Origin of the sequence: Nocardia suismassiliense, assembly GCF_900269665.1 — a bacterium.
Taxonomy (GTDB): Bacteria; Actinomycetota; Actinomycetes; order Mycobacteriales; family Mycobacteriaceae; genus Nocardia; species Nocardia suismassiliense.
In genome coordinates this window covers 6,600,659-6,620,647 of record NZ_LT985361.1, presented here as the reverse complement: position 1 = coordinate 6,620,647, position 19,989 = coordinate 6,600,659, and the positions used below count along the sequence as shown (strand labels likewise).

At 67.9% G+C, this 19,989-nt stretch carries 17 protein-coding genes; 12 read left to right on the top strand and 5 right to left on the bottom strand.

Annotated features, from left to right (window positions below; translation table 11 throughout):
• Positions 1-165 precede the first annotated feature (165 nt).
• The 7 genes from DBO33_RS29360 to DBO33_RS29330 all read left to right on the top strand — a co-directional run bounded on the left by DBO33_RS29360 (position 166) and on the right by DBO33_RS29330 (position 5,495).
• On the top strand, positions 166-1,293 hold the full coding sequence (locus DBO33_RS29360) for a M24 family metallopeptidase (protein WP_107657964.1): 1,128 nt from the start codon (positions 166-168) through the stop codon (positions 1,291-1,293).
• A 47-nt stretch (positions 1,294-1,340) separates the two neighbouring features.
• Positions 1,341-1,904, top strand: a complete 564-nt coding sequence (gene efp, locus DBO33_RS29355) for an elongation factor P (protein WP_107657963.1) — start codon at positions 1,341-1,343, stop codon at positions 1,902-1,904.
• A gap of 30 nt (positions 1,905-1,934) precedes the next feature.
• Positions 1,935-2,441, top strand: coding sequence for a transcription antitermination factor NusB (gene nusB, locus DBO33_RS29350; protein ID WP_107660680.1), 507 nt, complete (start codon positions 1,935-1,937; stop codon positions 2,439-2,441).
• Positions 2,438-2,701, top strand: a complete 264-nt coding sequence (locus tag DBO33_RS29345) for a YciI family protein (RefSeq protein ID WP_107657962.1) — start codon at positions 2,438-2,440, stop codon at positions 2,699-2,701. Before nusB ends, DBO33_RS29345 begins: the two co-directional genes overlap by 4 nt.
• Positions 2,702-3,064: 363 nt before the next feature.
• Positions 3,065-3,955 carry a hypothetical protein gene (locus DBO33_RS29340; protein WP_107657961.1) on the top strand — a complete coding sequence of 297 codons (891 nt, stop codon included), beginning with the start codon at positions 3,065-3,067 and terminating at the stop codon, positions 3,953-3,955.
• Positions 3,955-4,641: a hypothetical protein gene (locus tag DBO33_RS29335; protein ID WP_107657960.1), complete on the top strand. Its 687-nt coding sequence runs from the start codon at positions 3,955-3,957 to the stop codon at positions 4,639-4,641. The genes DBO33_RS29340 and DBO33_RS29335 overlap by 1 nt, the downstream gene beginning before the upstream one ends.
• Positions 4,623-5,495, top strand: a complete 873-nt coding sequence (locus DBO33_RS29330) for an inositol monophosphatase family protein (RefSeq protein WP_234391104.1) — start codon at positions 4,623-4,625, stop codon at positions 5,493-5,495. The genes DBO33_RS29335 and DBO33_RS29330 overlap by 19 nt, the downstream gene beginning before the upstream one ends.
• On the opposite strand, the gene DBO33_RS29325 is transcribed toward DBO33_RS29330, so the two are convergent.
• Complete coding sequence (locus DBO33_RS29325) at positions 5,492-6,760, bottom strand: ArsB/NhaD family transporter (RefSeq protein ID WP_107660679.1); 1,269 nt, start codon at positions 6,758-6,760, stop codon at positions 5,492-5,494. The genes DBO33_RS29330 and DBO33_RS29325 overlap by 4 nt on opposite strands.
• A 27-nt stretch (positions 6,761-6,787) precedes the next feature.
• Here DBO33_RS29325 and DBO33_RS29320 point away from each other — a divergent pair, with 27 nt between their 5' ends.
• Positions 6,788-12,541 carry a WD40 domain-containing protein gene (locus DBO33_RS29320; protein ID WP_107657958.1) on the top strand — a complete coding sequence of 1,918 codons (5,754 nt, stop codon included), beginning with the start codon at positions 6,788-6,790 and terminating at the stop codon, positions 12,539-12,541.
• Between the two features lies 1 nt (position 12,542).
• On the opposite strand, the gene DBO33_RS29315 is transcribed toward DBO33_RS29320, so the two are convergent.
• Positions 12,543-13,610 carry a hypothetical protein gene (locus tag DBO33_RS29315; protein WP_107657957.1) on the bottom strand — a complete coding sequence of 356 codons (1,068 nt, stop codon included), beginning with the start codon at positions 13,608-13,610 and terminating at the stop codon, positions 12,543-12,545.
• 198 nt (positions 13,611-13,808) lie between these two features.
• Between DBO33_RS29315 and DBO33_RS29310 the strand changes: the two genes are divergently transcribed.
• The gene (locus tag DBO33_RS29310; protein ID WP_107657956.1) at positions 13,809-14,369 is read left to right on the top strand and encodes a DUF4334 domain-containing protein; all 561 of its coding nucleotides are present in this window, start codon (positions 13,809-13,811) and stop codon (positions 14,367-14,369) included.
• Between the two features lie 110 nt (positions 14,370-14,479).
• The gene (locus DBO33_RS29305) at positions 14,480-15,715 is read left to right on the top strand and encodes an FAD-dependent oxidoreductase (protein WP_107657955.1); all 1,236 of its coding nucleotides are present in this window, start codon (positions 14,480-14,482) and stop codon (positions 15,713-15,715) included.
• A 15-nt stretch (positions 15,716-15,730) separates the two neighbouring features.
• On the opposite strand, the gene DBO33_RS29300 is transcribed toward DBO33_RS29305, so the two are convergent.
• The gene (locus DBO33_RS29300) at positions 15,731-16,711 is read right to left on the bottom strand and encodes a quinone oxidoreductase family protein (protein WP_234391103.1); all 981 of its coding nucleotides are present in this window, start codon (positions 16,709-16,711) and stop codon (positions 15,731-15,733) included.
• Between the two features lie 71 nt (positions 16,712-16,782).
• Between DBO33_RS29300 and DBO33_RS29295 the strand changes: the two genes are divergently transcribed.
• Positions 16,783-17,373, top strand: a complete 591-nt coding sequence (locus DBO33_RS29295; protein WP_407670543.1) for a TetR/AcrR family transcriptional regulator — start codon at positions 16,783-16,785, stop codon at positions 17,371-17,373.
• A 29-nt stretch (positions 17,374-17,402) separates the two neighbouring features.
• On the opposite strand, the gene DBO33_RS29290 is transcribed toward DBO33_RS29295, so the two are convergent.
• Together DBO33_RS29290 and DBO33_RS29285 are read right to left on the bottom strand one after the other, a co-directional pair.
• On the bottom strand, positions 17,403-18,224 hold the full coding sequence (locus tag DBO33_RS29290; protein WP_107657953.1) for a CPBP family intramembrane glutamic endopeptidase: 822 nt from the start codon (positions 18,222-18,224) through the stop codon (positions 17,403-17,405).
• Positions 18,225-18,307: 83 nt separating this feature from the next.
• Positions 18,308-19,021 (bottom strand): HD domain-containing protein, encoded by a 714-nt coding sequence (locus tag DBO33_RS29285; RefSeq protein WP_107657952.1) that lies wholly within the window; start codon positions 19,019-19,021, stop codon positions 18,308-18,310.
• 111 nt (positions 19,022-19,132) lie between these two features.
• Here DBO33_RS29285 and DBO33_RS29280 point away from each other — a divergent pair, with 111 nt between their 5' ends.
• The gene (locus DBO33_RS29280; protein ID WP_107657951.1) at positions 19,133-19,975 is read left to right on the top strand and encodes a hypothetical protein; all 843 of its coding nucleotides are present in this window, start codon (positions 19,133-19,135) and stop codon (positions 19,973-19,975) included.
• Positions 19,976-19,989: the final 14 nt, after the last annotated feature.

The following is a 19,989-nucleotide window of genomic DNA, read 5'->3' as shown; positions in this document are numbered from 1 at the left end:
ATGTGGACAACGATCGATCCCCATGCCGCCCGGTTCGTAAATCGGCGAGTACCAACGGCATCCGCGATCGCAGGCATGATCTTCCGCACGAGGTCAGCGCACTCGCGGCAGCCCGAGCACGTGTTGTATGCGGGCGATACGGCGTGTCGGCGGTAGCTTTGAACCATGTGTGCTGATCACGTGGGCCAGGCGCCCGACTACGCCGCGCGGCGTGGCGCGCTGCGGAGCCTGCTGGTGGAGAACGGGGTCGACGCTCTGCTGGTCACCGATCTGGTGAACCTCAGATATCTGACCGGGTTCACCGGATCCAACGCGGCGCTGCTCGTGCACTCCTGGGACATGCGCAATGCCGAGGAGCGCACGGTGATCGGCACCGACGGGCGCTATCGCACCCAGGTCGCCGAGCAGGTCCCGGATCTACGCGCCGAGATCGCCAGGGCTACCGCACGACGGATCCTCGAGTTGGCAGGGGAATGGCAGCTGGGCCGCGTCGGCTACGAGAGTCACATCGTGACCGTCGAGCAACATCGCGGCTTCGTCGAGCAACGCACCGGCCTGGATTTCGTCCCCACACCCGGCCTGGTCGAGCAACTGCGCATGGTGAAGGACGCCTACGAGGTGGCCCAGCTGCGGGCAGCCTGTGCGGTGGGCGACGCCGGACTCGCCACGCTGCTGGAACGCGGCCTGCTGCGCCCCGGCCGCACCGAACGACAGGTCGCCAGGGACCTGGAGTGGGCCATGTACGAGCACGGCGCCGACGCGGTGTCGTTCGAGACCATCGTCGCGACCGGCGTGAATTCGGCTGTCCCGCATCATCGGCCGACCGAGGCGGTGCTCGCCGCCGGTGATTTCGTCAAACTCGACTTCGGCGCGACGGTCGGCGGCTACCACTCGGACATGACCCGCACCTTCGTGCTCGGCACCCCCAGCGACTGGCAACGCGAGGTGTACGAGCTGGTCGAAGCCTCGCAGCGGGCGGGGCGGGAAGCCCTGCGTCCAGGAGTGAAGGTCGCCGACGTGGACGCGGCGTCTCGCGCGGTGATCGAGGCGGCCGGACACGGCAAGCTGTTCGTGCACGGCCTCGGGCACGGGGTGGGATTGCAGATCCACGAAGCGCCGGGCATTGCGAAAAACGGAACCGGTACACTTCTTGCTGGCGTGGCGGTGACCGTCGAACCCGGTGTGTACTTTCCCGGCCGCGGCGGGGTCCGGATCGAGGACACGCTCGTGGTGCGCGAAGGGGGCCCGGAGTTGCTCACCAACACCAGCAAAGACCTGACCGTCGTCGATTGACGTCGGTCGACCCCCATGTTGTTTACGAATTAGGAGATCCGAGGACAGTGGCGGACACCAGCGACTTCAAGAACGGCCTTGTGCTGAAGATCGACGGTCAGCTCCAGCAGATCGTCGAATTCCAGCACGTCAAGCCGGGCAAGGGTCCCGCGTTCGTGCGGACCAAGCTGAAGAACGTGCTGTCCGGCAAGGTCGTCGACAAGACCTTCAACGCGGGCGTCAAGGTGGAGACCGCGACGGTCGACCGCCGCGACATGACCTACCTGTACCACGACGGTTCGGACTACGTCTTCATGGACGGCGTCACGTTCGACCAGATCTCCATCACCGAGGCGACCATCGGTCCCGGTGCGCGCTTCCTGCTGGAGAACATGACCGTGCAGGTCGCCACGCACGAAGGCGCGCCGTTGTACGTCGAGCTCCCGGTCACCGTCGAGCTCGAGGTCAAGCACACCGACATCGGCCTGCAGGGCGACCGCTCCACTGGCGGTACCAAGCCCGCCACGCTGGAGACCGGCGCCGAGGTTCAGGTCCCGCTGTTCATCAACACGGGCGACAAGCTGCGCATCGACTCGCGTGATGGCAGCTACCTCGGCCGAGTCAACGCCTGATCGCCGCGCGGCGTCAGGATAATGGTGACTGTGGCTGAACAGCCGTTAGACAAAAAGTCGTTCAAGAAGCTCGGCACGCGGCACAAAGCCCGCCGCCGGGCCGTGGATCTGCTCTTCGAGGCAGAGGCACGCGACGTGGACCCGGCCGACCTGCTCGACGAGCGGGTCGAGCTGGCCGCCCGCGACCAGGCGGTCGCGCCGGTGCACGCCTACACGCACACGCTGGTCGAGGGCGTCGCCGACGACCTCGACCGGGTGGACGGCACCATCGAGTCCTACCTCAAGGACTGGGAGCTGTCCCGGCTGCCCGCCGTCGACCGCGCCATTCTGCGGATCGCGGTGTGGGAGTTGTTCCACGCCAACGATGTTCCGCCGGTCGTCGCGGTGGACGAGGCCGTGGAGCTGGCCAAGGAGCTGTCCACCGACGACTCCCCGTCGTTCGTGAACGGCGTGCTCGGCCAGGTCGTGCTGGGCGCGCCCCAGGTGCGGGCCGCGGCGGCCGCCACCCGGGCCCCACGCCCCGAGGCCGAGGCGTGAAGAAGTACCTGGTCCTGGCGATGCGCACGCCGCGCTTCGACCCGGCCGTGATCGAGCCGCACAAGCTCTTCCTGAAGCAGCTGAGCGAGCGCGGTCAACTGGTGGAGAGCGCCCGCTTCACCGACGGCACCGGTGGGGCGTACTTCATCACCGCCGAAAACCTCGACATCGCAACGGAACTCGCGTTCGCCGACCCGGTGCACACCACCGGCTCCTCGATTGTGACCGTCCACGAGTGGGAACCCACCACCCCCAACTAACGACCAGCCGCACACCTTCTGACAAGGCGCATACCGAATCGCATGCGATTCGGTATGCGTGAAATCAGAAAGCGTGCGGCTGTTGCATTTTGCGCGCCCGTCCCGAATCCGCGCCAGCGGGTAAGTCGTTGCGTGACCCTTGCGCTCCCGCCGGGGGTGTACGGGACCGGCGGGAGCGGGATGCCGAGGCATCCGGGCCTGCTGCCGCCGAGTGCTCGGCGACCGGTTCCCATCCTGTTTCCTCAACCGCACTCGAGGTCAAGGGGACCGGATGTGGGCTGGAGCACCTCACACGACTTCCGCTTTCTTTCGCGACGGGTCGACGCCTGCCTCTATCCTGGGGGGAATAGAGGGGAGGGCCGCATGGGGCGGTTGCTGATCTGGTTGCGTAACAACGTCGACGGTGTGGTCGCGTTGGTGCTCGCCGTGGTGGTCGGCCTGCTCGCGGTCCTCGACGTGATCAGCGTGGACAACGTCAACGCCGCGGTGCTGCTGGTGCTCGCGTTGCTGGCGACCACGCTGCTGCGCGATCGGCACCTGTCGGCTCAGGCTGTGCGCGACGCGAATTCGGTGCAGCTGCTGTACGGTCCGGAGATCGGGCACGCGCACACGCTCGCCAGGCGCGGCACCGAGCAGTGGATCTTCAAGGGCGGCACCGGAACCTACATCCGCGCGGTGACGCTGCGTGAGTGTGTGGAGAACGCGCGGCGCGAACAACGCCCGCTGCGTGTGCAATTGGAGATTCTCGACCCGACCAACGAAGCGCTGTGCAAGACCTACGCCCAGTTCCGTTCGTCGTTGTCGCCCGAGGCCGACCGCACGGGCGAGTCGTGGACCACTGAACGCACCCGCAAGGAAGCCTTCGCTACCGTGCTGGCCGCCTGCTGGTACCGGCAGCGGTTCACCTTCCTGACCATCGACGTCGGCTTGTCGACGGTGATGACGACGTTCCGCTGGGATCTGTCGTCCAGCTGCGTGATCGTCACCCAGGACAATCCGAACACGCCCGCGCTGATGTTCGAGCGGGACAAACCGTATTACCGCGATTTCAACCGCGAACTGGTCGCCAGCTTCAAGCAGACCAAGCAGGTCCCGCTGAGCCGTAGCGAGGAACTGCCGCTGTCCGACGAGCCGACCGTCGACCAGGTCCGCAGCCTGTTCCAGTTGCTCTCGCTGGAACTCCCGGCCGCTTTCACCGATCGCGACGTCGCCGACATCGTGCGTCGCGCGCTCCAGCCGAGGAACCCGTATTAGTGAACGAATATGCCCGCGTCCGCACGTTGATCGGTTCCGATGCCACCGGCGCCGCGGTGCGCCGCTGGGCCCGCGACGTGCTCGCGGGTGTCGTCGACGGTAGCTCGGAGCTGTCCGCGGTCCGGCATCCGTTGGGCTTCTTGTGTTTTCCCGCGTGGCGCGGCGGCGGCCTCGGTATCTGCGTGCACGTCTGGACCGAGGGCGTGCGCGACGACTCGACCACCTCGAAGGTGCACGCGCACAGCTGGGACCTGCTCAGCACCGTGCTGTACGGCACCGTCGGCAACGAGATCATCGAGATAGACAGTGCGCCGGCCCGACCCACGCATCGCCTGTTCGAGATCCAGAGCACCGCCGATGGTGACCTGGTGCGGGCGACCCAGCGTCTGGTCAGCTACCGGACCCGCTCGCGCGAATACTTCCACTCGGGCGAGGTATACACCCTTCCGAACGGTGCGTTCCACGTGTCCGATGTGCACGGCGAGGCGGCGACGGTCGTGCTCGGCGAGGACAATCGGGACCGGCCGGACCTGTCGCTCGGTACGATCGCCACCAGCGACCACTGGGTGCACCGCACGCTGTGCACCCCCACCGAGACCCGGCGCGCCGCGCACACCGTGCTGGCCCACCTGCGGGATCAGCCGCTACGGAAGCAACTGGAGAACCGATGCGAGCGGGCAACGTAATGAACCTGGTACTCCCGGACACCTTGCTCGATGTTGCGGCCGAGGTGGCCGTCACTGCGGCGGTCGAAGCGGGTCACGCGATCCGGGCCGGGCTGCTCGGCGCGCTGACCGTGCACACCAAGGACGCAACCGGCGACGTGGTCACCGACCTGGATCTGCGCGCGGAGCAGATCATCCTGGGCCATCTGCGTCGCGTCTTCCCGGACCATCGCATCCTCGCCGAGGAGTCCGGCGTGCTCGACAGCACCGACGACACCTGGTGCTGGGTCGTCGACCCGCTCGACGGCACCAACAACATCACCATCGGCCTACCGGTCTGTACGGTCGGTATCGCGTTGTGCCACAACGGAACACCGGTGCTCGGCGTGGTGCACGAGCCGATCGCCGACCACACCTGGACCGCCGTCCGCGGCCGCGGCGCCTTCGGCCCGAACGGCCCGCTGTGGCATCCGGCGCACCGTCCCGCGGCCGCCCCGGTGCTCGCATGGCTCCAGGGCTACCCGGTCACCCGCGCCGACCCGACCGCCCGCGCCCTGCGCCTCACCCTGGAGTCGGCGTCTCGCCGCCTGATCCAACTCTGGTCCCCGCTGCTGTGCTGGGTCATGTTGAGCAACGGTGACATCGACGGTTTCGTCGGCTACCGCGCCGGCCTCATCGACCTCCCCGCCGGCGCCCTGCTCGCTCGCGAATCCGGTATGCACCTCACCGACTTCGACGGCACCACCCTCGACGAGCGCCTCGAATTACCCGTCGGCGAAGTGGATTTCATCGCAGGCAGTGCCGAGATGATTCCCGAACTGACGCTCCTGGTGAAGTCCGCGGCTGAGGTCACCGTCACCGGATTACCCGACTAGCCGAAGACGAGCAGGGCCGCGACAGCGCCGGTGGTGCCGACGACGGCGAGCCCGAGTCCGGTCAGCACGAAGCGCAGCATCGGGACCCGAACGTTGTGTGTACGGCAGAATTCCAGGCAGAGCAGTGTTGCCAGTGAGGCCCACGGGGTGACGATCGGGCCGATATTGGTGCCGATGAGCAAGGCCAGCAGTTGATTGTGGTTCTCCGGCGGCACGACCGCTTCGCCCGCGGTGTAGGCGGGCAGATTATTGGCGATGTTCGACAGCGTCGCGCCCGCGCCCGCCGCGCGGAAGGCACCGGCCGCGCCCGAGTCGGACCCGATCAACGTGTGCATCAGATCGGACAGGCCGAGGCGCCCGAGGGTGGGCACCACCAGGAACAGGCCGACGACGAAAACCAGTAGCCGCCAAGGGAACAGCGCCCAGCGCAGTGACGAGCGGTCGAAGACGGCGAAGGCGAGCACCGCGATGGCGGCGGCGATGGTCGCGGCGATGCCGATGCGGTGGCCGACGAACGGAATAGCGAAGATGAACAGCAGGCAGGCCCCCGCCGTGGTGTACATCAACACCCGTTCCTTCGCATTCTGCGGCCGGATCGGCTCGGGCGGCAGGTAGCGGTCGTTGTCGCGGCGTCCGCGCCGCCAGTACCAGACCCAGAGGCACAGCATCGTCGCCACCAGCGAAACCAGCTGCGGCGCCCACATTTTCGCGGCGAACTCGGTCGCCGTCAGCGCGACCCGATCGGCGGCGAGCAGATTGGTCAGATTGGAGACCGGCAGCAGCAGGCTGGCCGTATTGGCGAGCCAGATGGTGGTGATGGCCAGCGGGAGCGGTGGAATGCGGGCCGGTGCGGCCAGCGCGAGCATGACCGGGGTGATCAGCACGGCCGTGGTATCGAGGTTCAACAGTGTTGTGGTGGCGGAGGCGAACAGCACGCACAGCACGAACAGCGCCGGATAGTAGCCCCGCCCGAGAATGGCCAGCCGGTGCGCGATCACGTCGAACACCTTGGCCTGACGGGTGAGTTCGGCCAGCACGATCACGCTGCCGAGAAACAGCAGCAGCGGGCCGATTCTGCGCATGTTGTCCGCGGCCTCGTCGCGCGGCAACAGCCCGGTGAGCACGCACAACAGCCCGGCGAGCAGCAGCCCGATCCGGACCCAGTCCAGCACGCTCAAACCCCAGTGCAGGCGTTCGGCCGACGCCGCGGCGCTCGCCGGAGGGTTCCGTTCGGAGGAGTCGACCTGTTCGGGCACAACTGCCATGCTATTGGCCTGGGCCATACTGGGTGCGTGACACAGCAGGGTGGGCGGGCACGAGACTTCTTCATCAGCTATTCTCCGGCGGACGAACGATGGGCGACGTGGCTGGCCTGGCAGTTGGAGAGCGCCGGATATCGCACCCTGATCCAGGCCTGGGACTTCGTGCCCGGCACCAACTTCATCGACTTCATGGACCGCGGCGTGCGCGATTCGACCGTCGTGCTCGCGGTGCTCTCCGAGAACTACCTCCAATCGCGTTACGGGACAATGGAATGGCAGGCCGCGTTCCGCACCGACCCCGGCAAGCTGCTGCCGATCCGCGTCGCGGACTGCGCGCTGGAGGGGCTGCTCGCCACCATCACCTACATCGACCTGGTGGGTGTGCCGACCGACGAGGAAGCCCGCCGCATCCTGCTGGAGCGGGTGCGGCACCTGCTCGCGGGCCGGGGCAAACCGCAGCTCGAACCTCGATTCCCGAACGAACTCGGTGTCAGCGCGCTACCAGACCGCTACGGCGAGGAGGACCCGGCAGGCACCGTCGAGTCCCCGATGAGCAGGCGCACTCCCGTTGCGGCCCCGGCCTTTCCGGGTGGCAAGCACCGGGACGAGCACCGCTCCGGAGTGAGCGTGCTGCACGTGGCCGGTCCGCGCTTCGGGCGTGGTCTGTTCGCGGCCGACGAGCCGAGCACCGCTCGTGAACTCCAGTCGCGCATCTACGCGAACGTGACCCAGCTGGTCGGTCAGGGTGTGCCGAAGCCCGACTTGATCGTGGTGACCGGCGATGTGACCGAATCCGGCCGTCCGCGCGAGGTGGACGAGGCCCTCACCTTCCTGACCGGGTTGCGTGTGCTGCTCGGACTCGAACCCGACCGGCTGGTCGTGGTGCCGGGCAATCACGACGTCTCCAAGGTGGCCTGCCACGCTTACTTCCTGAATTGCGAAGCGCGCGACCGCAAACCGCAGCCGCCGTACTTTCCGAAGCTCGAGCAGTACGCGCGGTTGTTCGCCGAGTTGTACCAGGGCCTGGACCATCTGGTGTTCGACGTCGGCCAGCCGTGGACGCTGTTCCCGATCCCCGAATTGCGGGTGGTGGTCGCGGGTTTGAACTCGACCATGGCGGCGACGCACCTGCCCGACGACGACTACGGCAGCATCGGCGAACCCCAGGCCGCCTGGTTCGCCGAGCGCCTGCGGCAGTTCGAGGAGAGCGGCTGGCTCCGCCTCGGCGTGGTCCGGCACGACCCGCTGCCCGGCCCGGCCGCCTCGCCCCGTGATCCCGCGCTGCTGCGCGACGCGGACACCTTGTCTCGGCTGCTCGGCGGCCGACTGAACCTGCTGCTGCACGGCCCGGGTCCCGGTGGGCCGCACCTGGATCGGCTGGACGGCAGGCTGCCCGTCATCCCCGGGGCCGCGGCCGGCCGCGACGAGATCATCCAGCTGACCCACGAGGGCCTCGCCCGTTTCTCCGCGACCGCAAAGGATCCCGCGGAACCCACCGCCCGCCTGGCCGAGCCGTGGACGAATGCCGTTGCGGCACTGGCCTCGGACGCCCCGGCCGAGCTCACCGGTCCGGACGAGCTCACCGAGCCCGCCGCCCTGGAAGCTCCCGCCGTGCTCGACCCGCACGGCCGGCTGCTGGAACGGGTGGTCGAGGTGTGCGAAACCCGGTATCCGGAGGCCAAGATCCGTCGCGTGGAGACCGACCCGCCGCACCTGCTGCTCACCCATCAGCGCGACGAGGTGACCGCGCAGTGGCGCGTCGGCGTGCACGTCGGCGACATGACCAGGCGGGTGGTCGAGGAGTTCCTCGGCCACGACCCGGAATACGGCTCCGAACTCGTCTATCGCGGTGCGCCGCCGCCGCGTTCGCTGCGCGACGAAGCCGCCAGCCACGGCCTGCGGGTGCGCAGCTTCACCGAGTTCCAGGGCCTGCTCGACCTGGACGAGTACCTGGCCAAGCAGGTGGAGCGCTTGCGCACCGACCGCCGCTACCCGCCGGATCTCTATGTGCCGCAGCGTTTCCGGCTGCTGGAGCATGGCGAACAACCGGTGCACAATGATCTCGCCGCCGAACTGCTGCGCCTGGTAGCTGTCGATCACGGCCGATTCGTCCTGGTGCTCGGCGATTTCGGTCGCGGCAAGACCTTCGCGCTGCACGAGGTGGCCCGCCGCATCACCGAGACGATGCCCGCGCTGATCCCGATCCTGATCGACCTGCGCACCCTCGACAAAACGCATTCGGTGGACGCGCTGGTCGCCGCGCACCTGGCCAACCACGGCGAGGACCGGATCGACCTGAAAGCGTTGCGCTACATGCTCCGTGAGGGCCGGGTGGTGCTGCTGTTCGACGGCTTCGACGAACTCGTCACCCGGATCAGCTACGAGTTCGCCGCCGACCATCTGGAAACCTTGCTGCAGGCCGCGGTCGGCAAGGCGAAGATCATTGTGGCCAGCCGCACTCAGCATTTCGAGTCCCGCGCGCAGGTGCTGACCGCGTTGGGGGAGCGGGTCGGGCTGCTCCAGGACCGGCAGATCCTCAGCATCGAGGAGTTCGCGCCCGCGCAGGTGCACGCCTTCCTCACCAACCGCTACGGCGGCGACGTGTCGCGCGCCGACGCCAGGATGCGGCTGATCACCGGCATCCAGGACCTGCTGGGTCTGGCCCAGAACCCGCGCATGCTGAGCTTCATCGCCGATCTGGACGAACGGCGGTTGCGGGCCGCGGCAGGCGCCCAGCAGACCGTCGGCGCGGCCGGACTGTATCGGGAGATCCTCGAATCCTGGCTGTCCTACGAGGCCGATCGCACCGCCGCGACGGCGGGCTCGCTGCCCGGTCTCGGTCTGCACGAATTGTGGCTCGCGGTCACCGAATTCGCGTTGCGCATCTGGGAGACCGGCGAGCCGTACCTGCGGCTGGCCGAATTGACCGAGGTGGCACAGCATCTGGTGGAGATGACCGGGGCCAATCGGATGTCGGTGCAGCAGTCCACGCACGCCATCGGCTCTGGCAGCCTGCTGGTGCGGACCGAGGACAACCTGTTCGGCTTCATCCACTCGTCGGTGCCGGAATGGCTGGTGGCCAACCACATCGCCGAACAGTTCGCCGCGGGGGTCGCCGCACCGCCGCAGCTCGGGCACGCCCCGCTGTCCCAGCTGTCCATCGATTTCCTGTGCGACCTGGCCGATATCCGGTTCGCGCGTACCTGGGCCGACGGCGTGCTCGACGATCCGGCCGCCGACGAGGTCTCCCGGACCAACGCGATCCGGCTGACCACCCGGCTGCGCACCGCGCCCACCGCCGACCTGCGCGGCGCGGTGCTGGCCGGGGAGGACCTGTCCTATCGCGACATGCAGCAGGTCGACCTGACCGGCGCGGATCTGTCCGGCGCCCGGCTGGTCGGCGTGAACCTGGACCGCGCGATCCTGCGTGGCGCCCGGCTGGTCGGCGCCCGCCTGGACGAGGCGAGCCTGGTCGGCGCCGACCTCACCGACGCCGATCTCACCAGGGCGCGGCTGGCCCGCGCGGACCTGACCGGGTCTCGTGCGCCGGGTAGTCGCTGGAATCGTGCGGCGCTGCTCGATGTCGTCGGCACCCCGGCGGGCACCGATCTGCGCGGCGCCGCCCTGGTGCCCGGCTCGGAGGCCAGGACCGAATTCGCCCCTGCGGCAATCGGTGTCCGGCACGGATTCCATGCCAGGCACGGCCGGTTGCCGCAGCCGGTCGCCTACAGCCCGGACGGCGGCACCCTGGCCATCGGCAGCGATGACGGCGGCGTGCTGATCTGCGACTCCGAGACCGGGCTGCCGCTGCGTACGCTGCAGGGTCACCGCAATCGCTCGTTCGCGGTCGCCTACACCGAGGCCGTGCTGATCAGCGGGTCCAGCGACGGCACCGTCGGGCTCTGGGACGTAACCACCGGCGAGCTGCGCCGAATCCTGCACGGCCACAGCCAATGGCCGTGGCCGGTGATGCTGAGCCGCGCGGGTGATCTGCTGGCCACCGGCGATGCCGAGGGCATGCTGCGGCTGTGGTCGCTGCCCGGCGGTGACCTGCGGCACGAATGCGTTCCTGCGGACGGTAGCCGAGAGCTGATCTACAGCTTGGCTTTTCACGACGGTGTGGTCGCCGCCGCGTATCGCGACGGTGTGGTGCGGCTGTGGGATGCCGAAACCGGCCGGGAGCGCGGTAAATTCGTCGGCGCGCCGGGTTCGGTGTTCCGGATCGCGTTCAATCCGGCGGGCGATCTGCTCGCGGTCGGTGATGTCCGTGGCCTGGTCGCGCTCTGGGATCCGGTGCGCTGCACCTTGGTTCGTGAGCTGCCCGGGCACACCGGTCGGGTGTACACGCTGGCCTTCCATCCTCGGTTGCCGCTGCTGGCCAGCGGGGATACCGATGGCGGACTGCGCATCTGGGATGTCGAGACCGGTCAGGTACGGCACGCGCCGTCCGATCACAACGCGGCCATCTACTGGGTGGTCTTCGATCCGACCGGTGACCTGCTGGCCGCCGGTGACAGCGCGGGTCTGCTCACGCTGCGCGACAGCGCGACCGCCGAACTGCGGCACCGGATCACCGCGCACACCGGCTCGATCTGGCCGTTCGCCTTCCGGCCGGACGGCGGGCAGCTCGCGGTCACCGACGACCAATTCACCACGCGGCTCTGGGATCCCGTGACGGGCGGGTCCAGGCACGTGCTGACCGGGCACGGCCGCCAGGTCCGGTCGGTGACGTTCAACGCGGACGGCACATTGCTCGCGGCCGGCGGCAACGACGGTGTGGTGCGGCTGTGGGATCCGGTGACGGCCAAGCAGATCCGGCGCCTGGCCGGCAGCGAGGACCGGCTGATCACCTTCGAGACGGCGCTGTTCAGTCCGGTGCAGCCGCAGCAGCTCGCGGTGGTCGGCAACGATGGGCGGTTGAGTCTGCTCAACCTCGACACCGGCCTGTTCCAGCGGCACATCAATGTCGAGGCCGCGCCGGTCTGGGCGATCGCCTTCGATCCCACGGATCAGTACGTGGCCACCGCCAACGACGACGACACGGTGATCATCTGGTCCCGGACCACCGGCGCGCTGCACATGGTGTGCTCGCAGCACCACGGACGGGTGCGGTCCATCGCCTTCGACGCCGAGGGCGCCACCATGGCCACCGGCTGCGACGATGCGGTGGTGCGGCTGTGGGATGTCGAATCCGGCAGGCTGCTGCGTGAACTGCACGGGCACCGCGATCGGGTCTACGCGGTGGTCCTGCACGGTGACCGGGTGGCCAGTGTCTCCTGGGACAAGACGGTGCGCATCTGGGACGCCGACTCCGGGGCCTGCCTGCACGAGCTCACCCGGCACACCGGCCGAGTGTGGGCGGCGGCGGTCGACCCGCAGAGCGGCATCCTGGCCACCGGCGGCGAAGATCTGGTGGTTCGCCTGTGGGACATGGCAACCGGGCGTCACCTGCACACCATGGAGGGGCACAAGCGGCAGGTGTGGTCGCTGGCCTTCCACCCGTCCGGGCGGCTGCTGGCCAGCGGGGGCGACGACGGCAATACGATCCTGTGGACCGTGCCGGGCGGCGACTATCCGGATCCGGAGACGGCGCCCACCATTCGCGCGGAACTACTCGGACTGTCCGAGGGGTGGGCGGCGCTGGCTCCCGACGGGCGGTACAAGTTCGAGGGCAATACCGCGGGACAGTTCTGGCATGTGATCGGCATGGCGCGGTTCGAATCCGGGGAGCTGGATCCGTATCTGCCCGAGGTCGGACAGATACCGCTGGACGCGCCGTTCTGAGTTAGGCGACGCCGCGCGCCAGATTGTCCCCGGCGCCGCGCAGGAACGGATTGCTGTCGCGCAGCGCCTTTTCGATGATCACCTGGACGTCGGCGTCGTCGTAATCGTCGGGAATGTCCAGGCCGAGGACCTCGAACAGCGTGCGTACCTCCGCGACGGTCGGCTCCTGATCGAGCGGCACCCGGGGCGCTCGTTCGATGGGCACGCGTCGGCATTCGTGGAAACTGGTCTGCAACTCGGTGCGCCACGAGTCGTAATAAGGCTGGCCGCGCTGCACGATCATCGCCGGAAAGCGCGGTCCGCGTTGGGTGACGATCAGATAGCGCGAGGACATATCCCAGCGAAACATCGACACACTCGAGGTGAGCGCGATCTCGATATCGAGGAATTGGCGCAGCCGCTGTTTGTACCAGCAGACCGCGAGAATCGTTGCGTACAACTCGATTTGGGTGCCCTTGCCGGTCCAGGTGAGCGCGTCGTCGTTCTCGCCCTCGGCCAGCGTGCGATACAGCGCCGCATAGCGTTGGCAGACATCGAGATCGGTGGGATCGAGAATCTCGATGCGCGCGTGGAAATCCCGGCCGTCGTGATGGGCCTGTTTCAGGCAGTCCGGCAGCGTCACCACGCGCGTGTGCGCGCCGGTGCCACCTTTGAACGTCCAGCGTTCGGTGCCCTGCCGCGCCTTGGCCAGGGCCTCCGAGACCTCGGTGCCCACGGCGAAGCGCACGGCGGCCAGGTCGTCGAGCGTGCGCTGGGTTCGTTCCAGCACGCCTTCGACGGGTGTCAGGGTGGCGACCCGATCATGCAGCTCGCGCAGAGTGCCCGCGACCTCGGTGATCGTCTGCCTGATCTCCGCGTTCACCGATTCCTGGCGCCACCGGTCCCGGAGCATCGCATAAGCGACCACACCGAGCGTGAGCGGAATGACTTTGCTGACCAGATCGGTGGGAATCACGTCGACGAGGCCTAATACGCTCATGGTCACGGCTAGCGCCACCGCGACCACGCTTTCCGCATTGGATTTGATCCACTCGAGATCGGTTCGCAGCTGCGCTGAAAAACGCCCCATCTGCGCTCTCTTTCCACCCCGCGGGCCCCGACAGACGGCTTCAGAGTAATCGTCTGCCAGTCGCTGTGCCCGGCGATTCGTGCAGCGGCACAACGGATAAACCCGACAGACCAGTCCTGTTCCGCCCTGCGCACCTGGGCGGCTCAGACACAGAGATAGAGTTAGCGTTGCATCATCGCAACAGTGAGGAGACCGGACATGGCCGATACGAACGGAACGGCGGCGGCCGAGCTGGCGGCACTGCGCGCTCATCGCTGCACCCCCGAGCAGGCCTCTGCGTACTTCGACAGCCTGCCCGCGGCGCCGGTCGCCGAGATCACCACCGGACGCTGGCAAGGCGACGAGCTGGACACCGGGCATCCGTTCGCCGGAGTGCTGGTCGCGTCGGGGTGGTACGGCAAGCAGTTCGACGACGCGGATACCGTGCATCCGCTGCTGTTCGCCGCCGACGGCGTGGTGTTTCCGGTGGATCCCCGGCGGGTGCCGCTCGGTCTCGCGGGGCGCGTGCCGATGGCGGGCATGCGAGCCGGGAAGAAAATGCTCGGCTACCTACGGTTCGCCTTCCAAACGCACCGGCCGACAGCGCGTTTGCGCAATGTCGAGTATCGCGGCGTGCTCAGCGCGGCGATGATCTACGACCACCTGCCGATCATCGATCACTTCCGGCGGGTCGACGCGCACACGCTGCTCGGTGTGATGGATATGCGCGGGTTGGCCGAGCCGTACTTCTTCATCCTGCGGCAGGAGTCCACATCCTGAACGGTGAGTTTCGATCCGCCACAGTGCATCTCGGCCCGGTGCGTAGCCACAGGCAGTAGCATTTCCAGTACAGGCGAGACCTTGCGGCACTGACCGAGGAGGGACAGTCGATGGAGAATACGACCTGCCTGGTGGTCGGCGGTGGGCCGGCCGGGATGATCCTCGGACTGCTGCTCGCGCGGGCCGGCGTCGAGGTGACCGTGCTGGAGAAGCACAAAGACTTCCTGCGCGACTTCCGCGGCGACACCGTGCATCCCACCACCCTCGACCTGCTCGACGAGCTCGGGCTCGGTACGGAATTCGCGAAACTGCCGTCGCGCAAACTGGAACAGATACAGCTGGCCACCGCTTCGGGATTGCAGACCGTCGCCTTGCTGCGGGACCTGCCCGGCAAGCACAAGTACATCGCCATGGTGCCGCAGTGGGATCTGCTGGACCTGCTGGCGCGCGCCGCCCAACAGGAGCCGAGCTTCCAGCTGCGGATGAATACCGAAGCGACCGAGCTGATTCGGTCGGACGGCAAGGTCACCGGCGTCGGTTATCGGACCACGGACGGTGGCACCGGGGAGATCCGCGCCCACCTCACCGTCGCCTGCGACGGGCGAGGGTCGGTGCTACGTGCCGCCGCAGGCTTGGCGTCGCAGAGTTGGCCGACGCCGATGGATGTGTGGTGGTTCCACTTTCCGCGCAACGAGACCGACCCCGCCGGCGGGGTGCCGATCGTCACCCCGCATCGTGCCGCGGTCCTGCTCGACCGCGGCGACTACTGGCAGTGCGGCACCCTCATCGCCAAGGGCACCGACGCGGCGGCGCGGCGCGGGCCGGTCGAGGAGATCATGCGCACCATGGCCGACTCGGTGCCGTGGTTGAAGGACCGGGTCGACGCGCTCACCAGCTGGGACGAGGTGAAGCTGCTCGACGTCCAGCTCGACAGGCTGACCACCTGGTACACCGGGGGACTGCTGTTCATCGGCGATGCCGCGCACGCCATGTCCCCGGTCGGTGGTGTCGGCATCAACCTGGCCGTCCAAGACGCCGTCGCGGCCGCGAGAATCCTTGCCGCGCCGCTGCTCTCGAAATCCGTCAGCACCCGCGACCTGGCCAAGGTGCAGCGCCGCCGCACCCTGCCGACCGTGGTAACCCAAGGCCTGCAACGGATCCTGCACGCCCGGGTGCTCCGCCCAGCGCTCCAGGGCGGCATCAATATCGCCAACGCCCCGCAAGCCCCACTGCCGGTCCGCGTGCTGCGCCGAATCCCCGTGGTGCGCAGCATCCCTCCGTTCCTGATCGCCCGCGGCATCCTCCCCGAGCACGCCCCCGACTTCGCCCGCCGCGCCCCCAGCTGACGGGGTAATAGCCCTCTACGACTCGTGGTCCGGGCGGAGAATGATCCTGCCCAGTGGTGTGCGGCTCTCAATGAGCTGGTGGGCGTGCGCTGCTTGGTCCAGCGGCAGCACTGTCTCGACCAGCGGATCCAGACCTCCCGCGGCGGCGCGGTCCAGGGTTGCGGTGTGGGCGGCGGTGACTCGGGCCAGCCAGGTGGGGCCGGCGCAACCGGTGAGGGTCAGGCCGCGGGTGATCAGGTCGGCGGCGGTCAGTTGGGCGGGGGCGCCGGAGAGCCAGCCGTAGCTGAGCATGCGGCCGTGCAGCGGTGTCATGAGGTCGAGGAGGTCGCGGGCCGTGCTGCCGCCGATCGAGTCGAAGACGACGTCGAGCGTTGTGCCGCCGAGGATTTCGCGCAATCGACGAGGCCAGTCGGGGCCGTTGTGGTCGACCACCTCGTCGGCGCCGAGCTTGCGGGCCTGCTCGATCTTGGCGGGTCCGCCCGCCGTGGCGATGATGCGGGCGGCACCGTACTCCTTGGCGAGCTGGGTGAGGTAGCTGCCGATACCTGTTGCGGCGGCTTCGATCAGCACCGTCTCGGTGCCGGAGAGCCGGGCCGTTTCCAGCAGTGGCAGCGCCACCGACCCGCTCATCAGCACCGCCGCCGCGTCCACCGAGGACAGGCCGTCCGGGATGAGTGTTACGGAACCGACTGGAGCGCTGACGAATTCGGCGTAGGCACCGAAACCCATGGTGGCCACCGTCACCCGGTGTCCGATCAGTGCGGGATCCACGTCCGTCCCTACTTCGGTCACCACACCGGCTGCCTGGAATCCGAAGACCAGCGGCGGCTCGACCCCGAGCGGAAACTCCCCGGAGCGCAGCTTGGTCTCCGGGAACAGGACCGGGATGGCTTCGGCGCGGATCACGACCTCACCAGCGCTGGCCTGCGGCGGCGCAACCTCCTCGGGGACCAATACCTCGGGTCCGCCGGTCCCCGTCATTACGATTGCTTTCATCGCAAACTCCATAAGTTGACTATCGGTCAAGTTACTTCTGCAACGATATGGACCGGCGGTCAAGTTTGTCAATGAAAGCGGGTGTGATGACCGACGGGCGTCCGAAGGAACGGGCCGACGCCGCGCGCAACCGGCGTGCGATTCTCGACGCTACGACCGCACTGCTGGCCGAACACGGCGCCGAGGCGATCACCATGGACCGGGTCGCCGCCGCAGCGGGGGTGGGGAAGGGCACCATCTTTCACCGGTTCGGTAACCGCGCGGGGCTGCTGCACGAGATGGTCGCCGAGAGCGCGCTCACCTTGATGGACGCCATCACCAGCGGCCCGCCGCCCCTGGGGCCCGGCGCGCCGGCCGACGCGCGACTGCTCGCCTATTTCGACGCGATGACGCGCCTGGTGATCGAGAACTCGGAGTTGATGGTCGCCTATCGCACGGTGCCGCCGCACCCGCGCACCGGGGAGTTCCACGCGTTCTGGGACAACCACATCACCGCGCTACTGAGCGAAGCTCGCCCCGATGTCGACGCCCAGGTGGTCGGCAGATTGCTGCTCGCCACGATCGGCGGCGAACTGGTGCCGACCATGGTCCGCTCCGGTGAGACCGACCGGCTGCTCGGCGCCGTGCGCGAACTGGTCGAATCGGTACTGCGCCGACCCTGAAACATGTCGACCTTGAAACATGTTGTGCGCTAGAGCATTGCGGCAATCATCGCGATCGGCAGATTGATGATGCCGTGCACCAGGAACAGCAACCAGGGATTCCGGTACCGCGACCACAGGTAACCGAGGAACAGGCCGTAGCTGCCGACGTGCACGAAGGTGGCGGCGAGGTCGATGCCGAAACCGTTGCCGCCGTGGATCTTTACGTGCCAGGCGGCGAATATCAGCGAGGAGACCACTATCGCGGGCCAGCGTCCTACAGTGGCTTCCAGCCTGGTCTGCAGCCAGACCCGGTAGAAGATCTCCTCCAGCACCGCGTTCAGGAAGAACACTGCGACCACCGCGATGAGATCCGGTGGCGCACCGTTGTAGGGCCGTCCGAAGAGCGTGAACAAGGCCAGGAAGGTCACCACCGCCAGCATCGGCCGCAGCCATCGGCCTTGTGTGTCGACCCGATACCATTCGCGCCCCGCCACCAACCGGAACAGCAGCGGAACGGCCACCAGCAGAAGCAGTTTCAGGCCGACGAACCACAGATCGCCGCCGGGGGAGAGGTAGAAGCCGACCGCGAAGGCGAGCCCGAGCGCGAACAGCCACCACGCCTGACGTTCGACCGCACGTGGATCGGCGGCCGGAAAGAGGATGTCGTCGCGTCGCTTCGGCGGCACCAGCCAGGCGACCGCCAACCCGCCGGCCACCGTGAGGCCGGCGATCCACAGCGCCACGGTGTCGTCGGAGGTGGCCGAGACCCGCATCATCGTGTGCCCCGTCGCGATCAGCGTCACCACCGCGGCGGCGTACACCAGTAGTCCCGTTACCAGCAGGAGGCTGCCGGTCTTTCGGAGTCGCATGCGCCTCACGATGCCATCAGTGGTCTACCTTGCCGACCCGGCGGACCAGATGTCATTCGAAAGGACGAGACCCGCCGCCGGTCTCACTCGGGCGCGAGGATGGCGTCGAAACGTTCGTCCGCGCTGTCGAGTTGGCCGAGGATGTGCTGCTTCACCTCGTCGTCCAGGGGTGTGTCCGCTCGGGTGACGAGGTCACGGTAGATGGCGGTCAGTGGACGGTATTTGGCGGCGAGCTTGTGCATGGCGGGCTCGGTCGCGTACAGGATGCCCACTCCGTTGTCGGTGAAGTCGGAGAGTTTGATGATCCGGGCCCACGGGGACTGCTCGAGATTCGCGGCAACGTGTTCGCGGTATTGCAGGTGCCGGTCGATCGACGGGTCCGGTTCGGGATTGGTGACGGCCGCGACCAGTTCGGCCACCCGCTCGCCGAAGCGGTCGGCGAGTTCGGCGAGGGCCGCCGCGGTGGCCGGTCCCGGCCGGTCGCCGGCCAGTTCCACCGGATGATCCTCGACGGCATCGTGCAGCAGGCCCGCGGCGACCAGATCGCCGTCGCGGACCCGGTAGTGGCTGATGATGCGAATGGCCACGCGCAGTAGATGATTGAGATACGGTTCGCGTCCGTAGCGGTCGTCGCGGTGCAGTTCGGTGGCCAGGTCGAGCGCGTCGGTGAGCCGGTCGGCGTCCGGCAGGTCCGCGATCTCCAGCAGTAATCGTTCGCGCAGCCCGGCCTCGCCGTAGACCTCGCTGATCGTATGCAGCGGCATCACGGCCAAGACCCCCGCCCCAGGATTGCTCATGCTGTCAATCTAACGGCGCACCGCGCTCGGCGTCGCGGTAAAAATCCGTTGCCGCCGCCGGTAGCGCCGTGGTGTCCTGAATGGAACGCGAGGCAGGAACCGGAGGTACACGTGGCCGCGCAAGACAAGCGGCCGCGACACCGTTCGGCCACCGACGAGATGCTGAAGCTGCATCGGCGCACGATGGTGCTCGACGGACGGGTGTACACCGTCGTCAGCCTGCGCCCCGGCAGTGATTTCCGCTTCGCCACCAACCGTTTTCACGACACCTGGCATGTGCTGACCGACTGGCGCGGTGCGCGGGTGCTCGCGCGGTTGGTGTGGGGGCTGGCGTATCAGCGGCGGCCGGGCACCCTCGTCGTGCTCGATCCCGCGCAGCTGGACTCGAATCCGTTCGACGGGGCGCCGTCGGATCCGATCGTGTTCGTGCCGTCCGAGCTGACCGTCTTCACCAGGGCGGCGGCGGTGGCCTTGCGGCGGCGGTTGCCGTTCCGTGAACGTTCCGAAGGCACCGTGCGCTGGCAGACCTTCGGGTTGAACGGAGCGGTCGAGGAGGAGCTGGCGTGGCGTGCCAAGGACGTGAGCGAACGATTCGACCGCTACCTGCCGCAGCCCACCGGTTGGCTGCGGGTGGATCGGATCGGCGGCCTGGTCACCCTTTTCGGCGCCGCCGACCAATTGCGTGAGCTGGCGCAGTCTCTCGCGACTCTGGGCACCTATGACTACTTCGGCATGGACTATCACTATCTGGATTACCCGGAGAACAACGGTGAGGTGCAGATCTTCCGGGACTACCGCAGTCGGGTGACCACCGCCCGTCGCGCCCGCATCGACATCCTCGGGCCCGATCACCATGGACCCATCACCGAGGATGACGAACACGCCATCTGGTGCCACGCCGCAGCCCTGCGTCGTAACCGCCTCCCGCGCCTCCCCGAACCCGCGCCGAACTAGGCACAGTGCTGGGC